General features: G+C 68.0%; 9 protein-coding genes. 3 read left to right on the forward strand and 6 right to left on the reverse strand.

The features are described from left to right. Positions 1–64: 64 nt before the first annotated feature. Both murJ and IE239_RS06015 read right to left on the reverse strand, forming a co-directional pair. A complete protein-coding gene (murJ, locus tag IE239_RS06010) occupies positions 65–2,374 on the reverse strand; it encodes a murein biosynthesis integral membrane protein MurJ (protein WP_190148201.1) in 2,310 nt (769 codons plus the stop codon). Between the two features lie 44 nt (positions 2,375–2,418). Beyond that, positions 2,419–4,818, reverse strand: coding sequence for a DUF6049 family protein (locus IE239_RS06015; protein ID WP_190148202.1), 2,400 nt, complete (start codon positions 4,816–4,818; stop codon positions 2,419–2,421). A gap of 257 nt (positions 4,819–5,075) precedes the next feature. Here IE239_RS06015 and IE239_RS06020 point away from each other — a divergent pair, with 257 nt between their 5' ends. Beyond that, entirely contained in the window at positions 5,076–6,542 is a 1,467-nt protein-coding gene (locus IE239_RS06020; RefSeq protein ID WP_190148203.1) for a CCA tRNA nucleotidyltransferase, read from the forward strand. A 109-nt stretch (positions 6,543–6,651) separates the two neighbouring features. Here the strand turns inward: IE239_RS06020 and IE239_RS06025 are convergent, their stop codons facing one another. The 4 genes from IE239_RS06025 to IE239_RS06040 form a co-directional block, all read right to left on the reverse strand. Continuing rightward, a complete protein-coding gene (locus IE239_RS06025) occupies positions 6,652–7,167 on the reverse strand; it encodes an LppU/SCO3897 family protein (RefSeq protein ID WP_190148204.1) in 516 nt (171 codons plus the stop codon). Between the two features lie 125 nt (positions 7,168–7,292). Then, a complete protein-coding gene (locus IE239_RS06030) occupies positions 7,293–8,555 on the reverse strand; it encodes an MFS transporter (protein ID WP_190148205.1) in 1,263 nt (420 codons plus the stop codon). A gap of 94 nt (positions 8,556–8,649) precedes the next feature. Beyond that, positions 8,650–9,732, reverse strand: coding sequence for an inositol-3-phosphate synthase (locus IE239_RS06035; protein WP_190148206.1), 1,083 nt, complete (start codon positions 9,730–9,732; stop codon positions 8,650–8,652). Positions 9,733–9,776: 44 nt separating this feature from the next. Continuing rightward, on the reverse strand, positions 9,777–10,460 hold the full coding sequence (locus IE239_RS06040) for a PadR family transcriptional regulator (protein WP_190148207.1): 684 nt from the start codon (positions 10,458–10,460) through the stop codon (positions 9,777–9,779). A gap of 353 nt (positions 10,461–10,813) precedes the next feature. Between IE239_RS06040 and IE239_RS06045 the strand changes: the two genes are divergently transcribed. Together IE239_RS06045 and IE239_RS06050 are read left to right on the forward strand one after the other, a co-directional pair. Continuing rightward, positions 10,814–13,489, forward strand: coding sequence for a transglycosylase domain-containing protein (locus tag IE239_RS06045; protein WP_190148208.1), 2,676 nt, complete (start codon positions 10,814–10,816; stop codon positions 13,487–13,489). Positions 13,490–13,621: 132 nt separating this feature from the next. Further along, entirely contained in the window at positions 13,622–15,121 is a 1,500-nt protein-coding gene (locus IE239_RS06050) for a glycosyltransferase family 87 protein (RefSeq protein WP_190148209.1), read from the forward strand. Positions 15,122–15,181: the final 60 nt, after the last annotated feature.

The raw sequence follows: 15,181 nt of genomic DNA on the forward strand, positions 1-15,181 counted from the left end.
GACTGGCGCTCGCTCACCTTCGTGCAGCCGTTTCTTTTCCCGGATCTGCTCCGTCCGGCGGTCTCTAGCGCCCCAGGCGGCCGCGGACCATGCCGACGAGCGAGTTGAGCTCCTCGATGCGCATTCTGCGGGCGGCGAGGAAGAACACGCCGAGCAGGAGCGCCCCGCCGGCCAGCAGAGCGGCGAAGGAGCCGAGAACGCCCTGGCCCAGGCTGTGTCCGATGCCGTAGCAGGCCGCGCCGCTGATCAGCGCGGCAGGCACCGAGGCGATGCACAGACGGGCGTACGTCCGCAGGACGTGGGAGCCGTCGAGGTCACCGTCGAGCCGCTTGCGGAGCCGGTTCCAGGCGACGCCGACGCCGATCGCGTAGGCCAGACCGTAGGAAGCCGCCATGCCGACCACGGCCCAGCGGGCGGGCAGGACGAAGTAGCAGACCGCCGAGGCACTCGCGTTGACCGCGGCCACGATGACCGTGTTGTAGAAGGGGGTGCGGGTGTCTTCGTAGGCGTAGAAGGCGCGCAGGACGACGTACTGCACGGAGTAGGGGATCAGGCCGAGGCCGAAGGCCATCAGCATGAAGCCCATGTTCGTGGCTTCGCTGGTGCCCGAGGAACCGAAGATCAGCGTGCACATGGGGATGCCGAGGGCGAGGAAGCCGAAGGCGATCGGCACGATCGCCACGGCCGTGGTGCGCAGGCCCTGCGAGATGTCGTCGCGGACCGCGCCGCCGTCGCCCTCGGCGGCCGAGCGCGAGATGCGGGGCAGCAGGGCGGCCATCAGGGAGACGGTGATGATGGCCTGGGGCAGGCCCCAGATCAGCTGGGCGTTTGCGTAGGCCGCGAAGCCCGTGCCGTCGACCGGCGAGTCCTTGCCGGCCGAGGTGGACAGCTGGGTCACGACGAGCGCGCCCGCCTGGTTGGCCAGGACGAAGAGGACGGTCCACTTGGCGAGCGTCGCCGCCTTGCCGAGGCCGTGGCCCCTCCAGTCGAAGCGCAGCCGCAGCCGGAACCCGGTCTCGCGCAGGTACGGGATCATGGCGAGAGCCTGGACGACCAGGCCGAGCAGGATCCCGATGCCGAGGAGGCGCTCACCCTCCGGCGGAATGCTCGTGACCTTCATGCCGGAGTCGGCGGCGGTGCCGTAGACCCAGATGAACATGCCCAGCGTCACGATGATGACGATGTTGTTGAGGACGGGCGTCCACATCATCGCGCCGAACTTTCCGCGCGCGTTCAGGATCTGACCCATCACCACGTGGACGCCCATGAAGAAGATCGAGGGCAGGAAGTAGCGGACGAACGTGACGCCGACCTCGTTGGCCGCCGGGTTGCTGGCGACCGAGTCGGACAGGAGGCGGATCAGGACGGGAGCCGCGGCGATCGCGGCGACCGTGAGCAGGCCCAGCGCCACCATGACGAGGGTGAGCAGGCGGTTGGCGTAGGCCTCGCCGCCGTCCTCGTCTTCCTTCATGGCGCGCACGAGCTGCGGCACGAAGACGGAGTTGAGTCCGCCGCCGACGGTCAGGATGTAGATCATCGTCGGGAGCTGGTAGGCGACCTGGAAGGTGTCGCCGAGCAGGCCGACGCCCAGCGCGGAGACGATCAGCGCGGAGCGGACGAAGCCGGTGAGCCGGGAGACCATCGTGCCCGCGGCCATGACGGCGCTGGACTTCAGCAGTCCCGACGCCCGACCGCCCTTCTTCGGGGCGGGGGCCGGCTCACGGGCCGTGCCGGGGGCCGCGGTGAGGTTCATGGTCTGGTCCACCGCGGGGGTGGCGGCCATCGGAGCCGGGTACCGCTGCGGTGCTCCCGGCCCGCCCGACGGCTGGGCCGGGCCCGGCACGGCCGGAGGCTCCGCCGACGGCCGGGAGTCGCTCTGCGGCTGATGGCCGGTCTGCTGTTGGTAGCCGCTCTGCTGCTGGTCCCGGAAGAGGTGGGCGAAGGCATCCGGCTGGTGCTGCTGTTCTCCGGAGTGCGTGACCAGGTCGTCGACGCCCACGAACTGGGTGGTGCGGGGGTCGTCGCCGTACGGGAGGTACTGCGTGGGGCCTTCCGGCTCGGGTGCCGGTGTCTTGGCCCACACGTGCGGGTCGGGGGCGTACGGGGACTGCGGGGGCGGGCCGTAGAGGGGCTGCTGTGGCTCATAGGCGCCCGGAGGCGGAGGGGGGTGCGCGGCGCGGTCGTAGAGCGCCTCGGCGACCGGGTCCTGCGCGGTGAGGTCCTGGGCCCGGTAGGGGTCCTGGTCGTAGGCGTCCTGGAGGTACATGTCCGCGGGGTGCTGCGGCGGCACCTGGCCCTGCTCGGGTGGCGGGCCCTCGGGGTGCCCCGAGCCGCCCGCGGCCCGGCCGCGGTCACCGTCGTACGGCGCGTTCATGGTTACCCCACCTCATCGTCCCCGGCCCACCGGCCACGACATCCTCAACGGTCCACTCTCTCACCCGTGCCGGACGGGTCTGCGCTTTCCGCTTCGGTGTCCGGGCTCTCGTCACTCGGCTGCTCCGGGTCGTCTGCCCCGGCTGACGCGCCGGAGTATTCCCTGTGACGGTCCCGGGGCCCCGCAGGGTTCTGCGGGGCGCCCGCGGTCTCGTCGCCCTCGTCGGGGCCGTCCTCGTCGGCTTCCCCGGCGTCGCGGGCGGCGGCACGCTTGCGCTGGGTGTACATGCGGAAGCCGGCCAGCACCAGCAGCAGGACGCCGCCACCGATGACCAGCATCACCGTGGCCGTGATCTCGGTGACCTTCACATCGAAGGTCACCGGCGCTCCGTACTCCTGGCCGTCCTCGGTGTACAGCTGGGCGATCACCGTCGTCTGGCCGTTGACCTTCGCGGATGTGCTGAACTTCACTGTCGTCGTATGGCCGCCGGAGACCGTGATCGGCTGCTCCGCGTAGGGCTCGCCGGAGATCTCCAGACGGGTCGAGTTCGTGGAGGTGAGCCGCAGGACCAGGTGGCCGACGCCCTGCACGAGGTTGTTCTGCACGGTCACCGGGATCGTGGCGCTGCGTCCGGAGAGCTTGGTCTCCGACTTGTCGATCAGCTTGACCTGCCCGGTCAGCGTGTCGAGGTACGTCCGCACGCTTTGCCTGAACGCGCTCACCACGGCGCTGCGACCCCGCCAGGACGTGGACATCTCGCGGTTTATGGCCCGCCCGAAGGGGGTCACCACCCTTGCCTCGTTGGCGAGGATCACCTTGAAGTTGTCGAGCTTGTCCTGGGTGTCCGCGATCTCCTCGAAGGCCGCCCGGGGCAGCTCCCGCTTGCGCAGCGACGCCGGATACGCCGACCTGGACGGTACCTTCGTGCTGGCGGCCGGGTCGGGCTTGGCCTTGGCGGCCACCGCGAGCTGCTGGGGCTGCGACCAGGTGCCGCCCTGGAGCTGTGTGACGGCCTCCGCGAGCGCCCGGGCCTGATTCGCGGTCGGCATGCGCTGGGGCGCGACGACGATGCTGCGCTGCTTGTCCGTCTGCTGGTTCAGCTCCAGGCTCTGCGCGAGGAACTCCTGCACGGCGAGCGTGGACGCGGAGGCCTTCGTGAGATCTCCCTCGAACATCCTGGACAGCCGCCAGTCCGCGACGAGTGCCGTGGTGCCGCCGCCGATGGGGCGGGCTGCGGAGGGAGTGTAGGAGAGGTCGCCGGTCTCGGCGAGGCTGTCGCTGCGTGCGATGACCTTGTCGGCGCCGGCGGAGGTGGCGACCTTGACGATCGACGGGTCGACGGCGCCGTCCACCGGCCAGGCGAAGTCGGTGCTCGGGGTCACGTGGAGCACCGTCTCCACCGTGGTGGCGGCGACGTCGGTGGCCTCCTTGAGCTGGCTCAGGGAGCCGGCGACGCCGGTGCCGTTGTGGGCCAGCGAGGCCAGGTCGGGGTCGGCGAAGGGCAGCGCGACGACCTCCTTGCCGGTGACCGCGGCCTGCAGCTCGCCGAGCCACTGCTTCGCGACCGCCTGCTGGGTTCCGGGCGTCGTGGTGTCGCCGTCGCCCCGGATGCGGTAGCTGCCGGCCATGGCGTCGACGGACGCCAGCAGGTCCGGGTCGATGACCCACGTGACGTCGAGGTCCTTGCCCAGGGTCAGCATCTGGTCCAGGCGACCGCCGGGGGCGATCTCCTTGGCCAGGTCCTCGTTGAGGAAGACCGGGGTCTGCTGCGCGTTCGAGCCGGTCTCCGCCGTCATGTGGACGGTGGACACCAGCGGCCACAGCACAGTCGTCGAGGTCCGGGAGTCGGCCTCGTCGGCCTGCCACGGGAGGAAGGTCCGCTGTACGCCCAGGACCTGGTCCCACTGCTGTGCGGACGTCTGGCCGGACAGGGAGACTCCGAGCGGATAGACCCCCTCCTTGCCCAGGTCGAGCTTGTCGACCGGGACGGAGATGCTGAAGTGCTGGGCCACGCCGGGCATGAGCTTGGCGAACTTGGCGACGTATTTGCCGCCGACCGGGGAACCGTCGTCGACGGGGAGGGAGTCCGCTCGTGCGGCCGCCCTGTCGATCGCCGAGCGGGTGGCGAGCGCCTCGCCCAGGCGCAGGTCCACGTGAGCGGCGGTGACCGCCTGTTTGCCGTTGTTCGTGACCGTGCCCGAGACGGTCAACGTGTCCCCGTCGGCAGGGGCGCTCGGGCTGAGCGAGTCGACGGCGACGGCCACCGTGCCTCCGTCGGAGGCCTCCTTGACGCCGGCCTGGACGGCGGCCTGCGCGGTGCCGGCGGCGGGCAGCTGGAGAAGACCGGCCAGCAGGGGCGCCCCGGCGAGCAGTGCTCCGGTGCGCCGCAGCAACCGGCGGGCAGGTGAGGGAGTCATCCCCGGGAAGTCTGCCGCCTCGGCCACGCGTTCGTCCGTCCCTCGTCGTCGTCAGTGGTCGTCGGAATGTGCGTCCACGCATCGTAACGATGCGCGCTGAGGGGAAGTGCCACGGACTCCTCCACAAGATCGCGGAAGACAACCGGCTCGTCCGCTATATGCATATATAAGGAGAAGGGCTCGTAAGCGGGCAAGAGGCGGTCTTGACAGCGTATCGGCGGAGGTGTCCGTCCATGGCGAAACGAGGCGGCCGCGGCCCGCGCGGCCACGTACCCTCTTCTGTTGTGCCGAACGCCAACGAAGACAATCTCAGCGTCCTGAGCCAGGTGCAGCACCGTGCGGTGAGCGAACTGCTGCGGGTGGCCCCTGTCGCCGACGACCTCGCCCGCCGCTTCCAGAAGGCCGGGTTCTCCCTCGCCCTGGTCGGCGGCTCGGTCCGTGACGCGTTGCTCGGCCGGCTCGGCAATGACCTGGACTTCACGACGGACGCCCGGCCCGAGGACATCCTCAAGATCGTGCGGCCGTGGGCGGACTCCGTATGGGAGGTCGGCATCGCCTTCGGCACCGTCGGCGTCCAGAAGGATGTCCGCGTCGGAGACATCGATCGAAGCTTCCAGATCGAGGTCACCACCTACCGCTCGGAGGCGTACGACCGCACCTCGCGCAAGCCTGAGGTGTCGTACGGCGACTCCATCGAGCAAGACCTCGTGCGCCGGGACTTCACGGTGAACGCCATGGCCGTGGCCCTTCCTGAGAAGGAGTTCATCGACCCGCACGGGGGCCTCGGTGACCTCGCGGCACGTGTGCTGCGTACGCCGGGCACTCCGGAGGAGTCCTTCTCGGACGATCCGCTGCGCATGATGCGCGCCGCCCGCTTCGCCGCCCAGCTCGACTTCGAGGTCGCACCGGATGTGGTCACGGCGATGACGGAGATGTCCGAGCGCATCGAGATCGTCTCGGCCGAGCGGGTCCGGGACGAGCTGAACAAGCTGATCCTCTCCGCGTACCCGCGTAAAGGACTCTCCCTGCTGGTCGGCACAGGTCTTGCCGACCGTGTGCTGCCCGAATTGCCCGCGCTCCGGCTGGAGAGTGACGAGCACCACCGGCACAAGGACGTCTATGAGCACACCCTGATCGTTCTTGAACAGGCCATGGCTCTGGAGCAGAACGGGCCCGACCTCGTTCTGCGGCTCGCCGCGCTGCTGCACGACATCGGCAAGCCGCGCACCCGTCGCTTCGAGAAGGACGGCCGTGTCTCGTTCCACCACCACGAGGTGGTCGGCGCGAAGATGACGAAGAAGCGGATGACTGCTCTGAAGTACTCCAACGAGCTGGTGAAGGACGTCTCTCGTCTGGTCGAACTCCATCTGCGCTTCCACGGCTACGGCGCGGGCGAATGGACGGACTCCGCGGTGCGTCGCTATGTGCGGGACGCCGGGCCGCTGCTCGAACGGCTCCACAAGCTGACGCGTTCGGACTGCACGACGCGTAACAGGCGCAAGGCGGCCACGCTCTCCCGGGCGTATGACGGGTTGGAGGAGCGCATCTCCGAGCTGAAGGAGCGCGAGGAGCTGGATGCAATCCGTCCTGACCTGGACGGCAACCAGATCATGGAGATCCTGGGCGTCGGCCCCGGTCCCGCCATCGGCAAGGCGTACAAGTACCTGCTGGAACTGCGCCTGGAGAATGGCCCGATGGAGTACGACGCCGCGGTGTCGGCTCTCAAGGAATGGTGGGCAGAGCAGGACTGACGTGTGAGACGCGGGTGTGTTTCACGTGAAACACACCTGGCCGATGCGGTGGATGGACATGCGAAGGGGCGGTGTTTCACGTGAAACACCGCCCCTGCCTGCTACTGCCTTACTTCTTGTAGTCCTTCAGGCAGAGCAGGAAGTTGGTGCCGTCACCGCTTTCGGTGTACGAGTACTGGAAGTCCTTGGACTTCTCTTCGCACTTACTGTCGGCCGTGGTCTGCGTGTAGGTACCCTCGACCTTCGCCAGCACGATGAACTGCGCCTGCGAGGAGTCGCACTTGACGACCTCGAGGTCCGGGTTGTTGTCGTCGCTGTTGCCACGGTGCATGCAGTCGCCGACAGCTGCCGTCTTGGCGTCGTCCTGGCTCGATATGTATCCGCCGATGACCGCACCGATGACCGCGATGACGACGACAACTCGCATGATCAGCTTGAAGCTGACCTTGCGGCGGGGCTGCTCCGGCGGGACCGCGCCGTAGGGGGCGGTGGGGTAGCCGGGCTGGCCGGGCTGCTGGGGGTAGCCGCCCTGCGGCGGGTACGGAGCCTGGCCCTGGGGCTGGCCATAGGACTGCTGGCCCGGCTGCGCGAACGGGTTCTGGCCCTGGGGCGGCGGAGTCGACATTTGGGGGTCCCCCTAGAAAACTTGGACGTGGCGCGAAATCGCTCGCGAGGTAAGACGCACGTAAGTTACCGGGCCCCACTGACAACCCTGAAGCCGGGCGAAGGTCTGTGTCACTGATGTGACACTCACCTACGCGCAAAGCGGACCATAGCGCCAGCAACTGCTCCGTAGATAACGGAGACCGTGACAACAAGCCCCGGTGAGCGTCCGTCGGCGGGCAGCATCAGCGCGGCGACAGCGGCGGCGCCGACGAACGCGACGTTGAACAGGACGTCGTAGAGCGAGAAGATCCGGCCGCGAAAGCCGTCCTCCACGCAGGCCTGTACGACCGTGTCGGTGGCGATCTTCGCGCCCTGGGTGACCAGCCCCAGGACGAACGCGGCGGTGAACGTGGTGAGCTGGGCGAACGGAAGCATCAGGGCGAGCTCCAGAACCGCGGCGACCGCGGCACAGACGGCGATCCAGCGGACCGGACCGAGCCGGTCCGCAGCCCAGGGGGTCACGACCGCCGCGACGAAGAAGCCGGCGCCGGAGACGCCCACCGCCAGTCCCAGGAGGGCCAGTCCGTCGTCCGGGTCGGACGACCAGGCGTACCGGCACAGCATCAGCACCATGACGGTCAGGGCGCCGTAGCAGAACCGCATCAGCGAGATCGAGCCGAGAGCCCAGGCGGCCTTTCTGCGCTGGGGCTCTGCGAGGTGACGTATGCCGGCGGAAAGTCCGTGGGCGGTGCCCTGGAGAGCGCCCGCCAGCCGGGACCTGCCGAGACCGTCGTCGGGGCCGAGCAGATTCACCGCCATCGAGAGGGAGACCAGTGCGGCGCACAGATACAGCGCGCACGCCAGCAGCACCACGGCCGCGTCGGTGTCCGAGACCGTCAGGCGGACGACGAAGGCGAGACCACCGCCCGCGACCGCGGCCAGCGTCCCGGCCGTCGGGGAAAGGGAGTTGGCCATCACCAGCCGTTCGCCGTCGACCACGCGGGGCAGGGCCGCCGACAGCCCGGCGAGGACGAAACGGTTGACCGCCGTGACACAGAGCGCCGAGGCGTAGAAGAGCCAGTCGGGGACCTTGCCGATCATCAGGAAGGCCGTCACCGAAGCCAGCACCGCTCGCAGCAGGTTGCCGTGCAGGAGCACCTGGCGACGGCGCCAGCGGTCGAGCAGGACGCCCGCGAAGGGACCGACCAGCGAGTAGGGCAGCAACAGGACCGCCATCGCCGAGGCGATCGCAGTGGCCGACGTCTGCTTCTCCGGCGAGAACACGACATAGGTGGCGAGCGCGACCTGGTAGACGCCGTCCGCGCACTGGGAGAGCAGCCGTACGGCGAGCAGCCGCCGGAAGTCGCTCAGGCGCAGCAGAACGCGCAGATCACGGACGACAGCCATGGGCACAGCCTCACATACGGGGAGGGTCCCCGGGACAGGTGACCCGGGGACCCTCCACAGCCCTGGCAGGAGCGTATTTTCCGTGCGGGGCGGGTTAGCGCTCGACCTCGCCGCGGATGAACTTCTCGACGTTGTCGTACGCCTCGTCGTCGAAGTACTGCACCGGCGGGGACTTCATGAAGTAGCTCGACGCCGACAGGATGGGGCCGCCGATGCCGCGGTCCTTGGCGATCTTCGCGGCGCGCAACGCGTCGATGATGACACCCGCGGAGTTCGGGGAGTCCCAGACCTCGAGCTTGTACTCCAGGTTCAGCGGGACGTCGCCGAAGGCGCGGCCCTCGAGGCGGACGTACGCCCACTTGCGGTCGTCCAGCCAGGCCACGTAGTCCGAGGGACCGATGTGGACGTTCTTCTCGCCCAGGTCGCGGTCGGGGATCTGCGAGGTGACGGCCTGCGTCTTCGAGATCTTCTTGGACTCGAGGCGGTCGCGCTCCAGCATGTTCTTGAAGTCCATGTTGCCGCCGACGTTGAGCTGCATGGTGCGCTCGAGACGGACACCGCGGTCCTCGAACAGCTTCGCCATCACGCGGTGCGTGATGGTGGCGCCGACCTGGGACTTGATGTCATCGCCGACGATCGGGACGCCCGCCTCGGTGAACTTGTCCGCCCACTCCTTGGTGCCGGCGATGAAGACCGGGAGGGCGTTGACGAAGGCGACCTTGGCGTCGATGGCGGCCTGGGCGTAGAACTTCGCCGCGTCCTCGGAACCGACGGGCAGGTAGCAGACGAGAACGTCGACCTGCCTGTCCTTGAGGACCTGGACCACGTCGACCGGCGTCTCGGCGGACTCCTCGATGGTCTCGCGGTAGTACTTGCCGAGACCGTCGAGGGTGTGACCGCGCAGGACCGCGACGCCCTTGTTCGGGACGTCGCAGATCTTGATGGTGTTGTTCTCGCTGGCACCGATGGCGTCCGAGAGGTCGAGACCGACCTTCTTCGCGTCGACGTCGAAGGCGGCGACGAACTCGACGTCACCGACGTGGTAGTCCCCGAACTGCACGTGCATCAGGCCCGGGACCTTGGTCGCCGGGTCGGCGTCCTTGTAGTACTCGACGCCCTGCACCAGCGACGCCGCGCAGTTGCCCACGCCGACGATGGCTACGCGAACCGAACCCATTCCGGTTGCTCCCTGTGTGTACGAGTGAGGCCCTGGATGGGCGCTCACGTGGCGGTTTCGTCGGGCGAATCCGTCCCGGAGGTGACTCCGGGACGGGGCAGGCCGCCCGTCGATCCAGATGTGTTGTGCTGCTGAGCGGACCCCCCGGACGGTGAACCCTTCAGGTCCCGTCCGGCCCGCTCGCTCTCGATGAGCTCGTTCAGCCAGCGCACTTCGCGCTCCACGGACTCCATTCCGTGGCGCTGGAGCTCAAGCGTGTAGTCGTCGAGGCGTTCCCGGGTGCGTGCCAGGGAGGCGCGCATCTTCTCCAGACGCTCCTCCAGCCGGCTGCGACGGCCCTCCAGCACGCGCATGCGGACATCGCGCGACGTCTGGCCGAAGAAGGCGAAACGAGCGGCGAAGGTCTCGTCCTCGTACGCGTCGGGGCCGGTCTGGGAGAGAAGCTCCTCGAAGTGCTCTTTCCCCTCCGCCGTCAATCGATAGACGATCTTGGCGCGTCGCCCTGCGAGTGGAGCTGCGAGGGCGTCCTCCGGGGTGCTCCCCGGCTCTTCGATCAACCAGCCGTTGGCGACCAGCGTCTTGAGGCAGGGGTAGAGCGTGCCGTAGCTGAACGCACGGAACACACCCAACGACGTATTGAGTCGTTTGCGCAGCTCATAGCCGTGCATGGGGGACTCGCGCAGGAGGCCGAGGACGGCGAACTCAAGGATTCCGGAACGCCGGCTCATCGTCGCCCCCTCTCGGCTTTATGCCGCGCTGATGTATCGACTCGATACATCTAGACGATAGAACGGCCTTCCGGATGCGACAAGTGGAGAGATGGTGAACGGGATCACATCACGGATTCATTGCAGGCGAGATGCCTGATTTGGGGTGAACTTCGGGGCTAGGCGGGTTTTGGTGGTGCGTAGTCTGTGCGCCATGCACACCACCGGGACCCATGAGACGCCGGGGGGCGTCGAGGTCCTCGGTGCAGTACGGGTGAATGCGCAAGCGACCACATCCGTACTTCGGGGGGACAGGAAACCAGCCGCCTTTTCCAGGCGCGCACGGATGCGCCTGCCCGAGGAGTAATCGTTCGATGAGCGAGCACCGTCGCAAACCGCCGCAGCCGCAGGGAGACGGACGTGCCGCGGCCCGACGCGGCCAGTCCGGTGCGTCCTCCGGCCGCCGCGCGGCACCGCGAGGCGCCACCGGATCTCCTGCCGACTACGGGTTGGGCCACGGGTCCGGAAGTGAGCAGCAGCCGACCGGCAGCCGCGCCGACGCCCGACGCGCGTCCCAGAGAAGTCAGGGCGGCGGTCGGCGTAGATCAGCCGATCTCGCAGCGGGTCGCCGCGGCGGCCAGACCGGCCCCGGACGGGGCAGGGGGCGCTCGGCGCCCGACCGGAAACGTCTGATCGACTACCCGCGCGCTGACAAGTACGGCTGGCAGCGCTGGATGCCGTCGTGGAAGCTCGTCGCGGGTCTGTTCGTTGGCTTCGTCGGCAGCCTGGTGGCCGTGGCAGGCATCGGGTACGCCATGGTGGGCATCCCGGACGTCGCCAAGACGGCCACGGCGCAGAACAACGTCTACTACTGGAAGGACGGCAGCCAGATGGTTGCCACCGGTGGTGAGACGAACCGTCAGAACATCGACCTCTCGCAGATCCCGGAGGAGATGCGCTGGGCGGTGATCTCCCAGGAGAACAAGACCTTCTACGACGACAGCGGCATCGACCCCAAGGGCATCGCCCGTGCCGTGTTCAACATGGCCCGGGGCGGACAGACGCAGGGTGGATCGACGATCACCCAGCAGTACGTCAAGAACGCCATGCTGAACGACCAGTCGCAGACGATCTCCCGGAAGTTCAAGGAGATCTTCGTGTCCATAAAGGTGGGTGCGGAGGTCGACAAGGACCAGATCATGGCGGGCTACCTGAACTCCGCCTACTACGGACGCAACGCCTACGGGATCCAGGCCGCAGCCCGCGCCTACTTCAACAAGGACGCGATCAAGCTCAACCCGGGTGAGTGCGCGTTCCTCGCCGCCATGCTGAAGGGCGCCACGTACTACGACCCGGCCGGCGCGACGTCCGTCGACTCGGTCGGCGCGACGCCCGCGGCCAACAGCAAGCGGGCCTATCGCCAGATGCAGGACACCCTCGACAAGATGGTCGAGTACGGCCATCTCGACGCGTCGGTGCGGGCGAAGTACCCCACGCTCCCCAAGTGGCAGAACCCCCGGTCGAACACCGACCTGAAGGGTCAGATCGGCTATCTCGTCGACCTCGCCAACGGTTACCTGGTGACCCACAGCAAGGAGACCGGGGTCACCCAGGACCTGCTGCAGCAGGGCGGCTTCTCGATCTACACGACCTTCGACAAGAAGAAGGTCAACGAGCTGGAGACGGCGGTCAAGAAGGTCCAGGACGCCAACATCAAGCCGGAGCGACGGCCGGACACGGACACGCACGTCCAGTTCGGTGGAGCATCCGTGGAGCCGGACACCGGCGCCATCCGGGCCATCTACGGCGGCCAGGACGCCACCAAGCACTTCACCGACAACGCGGACCAGACCGGTGCCCAGGTCGGTTCGACCTTCAAGCCGTTCGTGCTGGCGGCCGCGATGACCTGGGGTGTGCGCGATCCGGACCTGGGGTCCTCGCAGGCGCAGGACGAGCGCACCATCGTCTCGCCCAAGAGCCTGTTCAGCGGCCAGAACAAGCTGAAGATCAGGAACTACGACCGCTCGATCTGGAAGAACGAGAAGGGCGAGGAGTGGCTCCAGACCAATGACGGCAACGTCTCTGTGGGCGACGCGCCCGACTTCAAGATCGACCTGCGTGAGGCGATGCGCGAGTCCGTGAACTCCGCCTTCGTGCAGCTCGGTATGGACGTGGGCCTGGACAAGGTCAAGGACTCCGCCGTCCAGGCGGGCCTGAAGGAGTCCAGCCTGACCAACAGTGGCTTCCCGTCGTTCTCGATCGGCATCTCCGACCCGAGTGCGATCCGGATGGCCGGCGCCTACGCCACCTTCGCCTCCAGCGGCAAGCAGCGGGACCCGTACTCCGTGGAAAAGGTCACGAGCGAGAAGGGCCAGATCTTCACGCACAGGACGCAGACGAAGCAGGCGTTCACCGACAAGGTCGCCGACAATGTGACCGATGTCCTGAAGACGGTGGTCGAGAAGGGCACCGGCACCAACGCGCAGCTGCCGGGCCGTGAGGTGGCGGGCAAGACCGGTACCACCGACGGCAACAAGTCGGCCTGGTTCGTGGGCTACACCCCGCAACTGTCGACCGCGGTCACCATGTTCCGCTACGACGACGACGAGACGAAGAAGAACCGTACGTTCCTGGAGATGTTCGGCACGGGTGGCCAGAAGAAGATCCACGGCGCTTCGTTCCCGGCGCAGATCTGGCACGACTACATGCTCGAGGCGCTGCAGGGCACTCCGGCGAAGGACTTCCCGGAGCCGCAGCCCATCGGTGAGGTCGTCAACGCGGAACCGTCGCCGACCCCGACGCCGTCGGCCAGCGAGCCCGAGGAGGAGCCGTCACCCTCCCCGTCGCCGAGCAAGTCGGCGGTCGAGCCGTCGCCGTCGCCGTCGGATACCTGCAACAAGTTCTTCGGTTGCCCGAACGACGGTGGGACGACCAACGGCAACGGGAATGGCGGCACGGGCGAGGCGAGCCCGTCACCGAGCCCCTCCGAGAGCCCGGCCGACACAAGAGGGAACACCAACGGCGGCATCTTCGGAGGCCCGGGCGGGTGATCGGCACTATCGCCCACCTTGCGTGTTTCACGTGAAACATGCGCATGTTTCACGTGAAACGAGGGCCGCTCCACCGGACCAGGTGGGGCGGCCCTCGGCGCTTTCCTGGCTCCGTACGGCAGGATGGCGCCCATGCCCAGTGCAGAATCCTCGCCGGCGCGCGTGCATGAGCCGGATCCGGTAAAGCCGACCAGTGACGATCCGGTGGCCGCGGCCGGCAGTGAGCTGATCGGCGGTCCTCTCGGCCGGCGGGCCCTGCTGGGGACGTCCTGGTGGACTCCCGTACGGATCGTCGCGCTCGTGGCGATCGGGATGTTCGCCCTCGGACTGATCCAGAAGGCGCCCTGCTACAACGGGGGCTGGTTCTTCGGAGCCACCTCCCAGTACACGCACGCCTGCTATTCGGACATCCCGCACCTCTACCAGGGGCGTGGCTTCGCCGATGGACTCGTCCCGTACTTCGACAAGCTCCCAGGTGACATGGACTACCTGGAGTACCCGGTGCTCACCGGCGTGTTCATGGAGGTGGCCAACTGGCTGGCGCCCGGCGGGGGCAGCATCCAGGATCAGGAGCAGTGGTACTGGATCGTCAACGCCGGGATGCTGATGGCATGCGCGGCCGTCATCGCCGTCTGCGTGACGCGCACACATGCCCGGCGTCCCTGGGACGGCCTGTTGGTCGCCCTGGCACCCGCCTTCGCGTTGACCGCGACCATCAACTGGGACCTCCTGGCGGTCGCCCTGACGGCCGCCGCGATGCTCATGTGGTCCCGGGGCCGGTCGCTGGCTTTCGGGGTCCTGCTGGGGCTTGCCACGGCCGCCAAGCTCTATCCCGTCTTCCTCCTCGGCCCCCTGTTCGTGCTGTGCTGGCGCGCGGGCAAGTGGCGGGACTTCGGCAAGGCGCTGGGCGGTGCGACCGTCTCCTGGCTGGTGGTGAACCTGCCGGTCATGCTCTTCGCCTTCGAAGGCTGGTCGAAGTTCTACCGGTTCAGCCAGGAGCGGGGCGTCGACTTCGGCTCCTTCTGGCTGATCCTGGCCCAGAACTCCAGCGACCCGCTCACCACCGACAGCGTCAACACCCTTGCCACCCTTCTCGTCGCGCTGTGCGCCGTGGGCATCGCGGTGCTGGCGCTGACCGCCGCCCGCCGTCCCCGCTTCGCCCAGCTGGCGTTCCTGATCGTGGCGGCCTTCATCATCACCAACAAGGTCTACTCGCCGCAGTACGTCCTGTGGCTGGTGCCGCTGGCGGTGCTGGCCCGGCCGAAGTGGCGGGACTTCCTTGTCTGGCAGGCGTGCGAGGTCGCCTACTTCCTCGGCATCTGGATGTACCTCGCGTACACGATGAGCGGAGACACCCACAAAGGCCTGCCGACCGACGGCTACCACTGGGTGATCGGCGTGCACCTGCTGGGGACGCTCTACCTGTGCGGTGTGGTCGTCCGCGACATCCTCATGCCGGAACGGGACGTGGTGCGGCGAGCCGGCGACGACGACCCCTCCGGCGGCGTGCTCGACGGGGCGGAGGACGTCTTCGTTCTCGGCCCCGCGGCGCATCCGCCCCGGCACTCTTTCCCCTTCGACGGGCCACAGGTGGAGTGGGGCAAGCAGGAAGTCGTCGACAGTTCGCCCTGAGCGAACAGTCTGTTGTCCGGCGCCGGACACGGATGTGGCCGTACGCGGATCCCGCGTACG

Source organism: Streptomyces humidus (assembly GCF_014649655.1).
Classification (GTDB): Bacteria; Actinomycetota; Actinomycetes; order Streptomycetales; family Streptomycetaceae; genus Streptomyces; species Streptomyces humidus.

Coding starts and splice junctions, on each gene's coding strand:
- murJ (WP_190148201.1), bottom strand. CDS start 2,374: ATGAACGCGCCGTACGACGGTGACCGCGGCCGGGCCGCGGGCGGCTCG.
- IE239_RS06030 (WP_190148205.1), bottom strand. CDS start 8,555: ATGGCTGTCGTCCGTGATCTGCGCGTTCTGCTGCGCCTGAGCGACTTC.
- IE239_RS06035 (WP_190148206.1), bottom strand. CDS start 9,732: ATGGGTTCGGTTCGCGTAGCCATCGTCGGCGTGGGCAACTGCGCGGCG.
- IE239_RS06025 (WP_190148204.1), bottom strand. CDS start 7,167: ATGTCGACTCCGCCGCCCCAGGGCCAGAACCCGTTCGCGCAGCCGGGC.
- IE239_RS06045 (WP_190148208.1), top strand. CDS start 10,814: ATGAGCGAGCACCGTCGCAAACCGCCGCAGCCGCAGGGAGACGGACGT.
- IE239_RS06050 (WP_190148209.1), top strand. CDS start 13,622: ATGCCCAGTGCAGAATCCTCGCCGGCGCGCGTGCATGAGCCGGATCCG.
- IE239_RS06040 (WP_190148207.1), bottom strand. CDS start 10,460: ATGAGCCGGCGTTCCGGAATCCTTGAGTTCGCCGTCCTCGGCCTCCTG.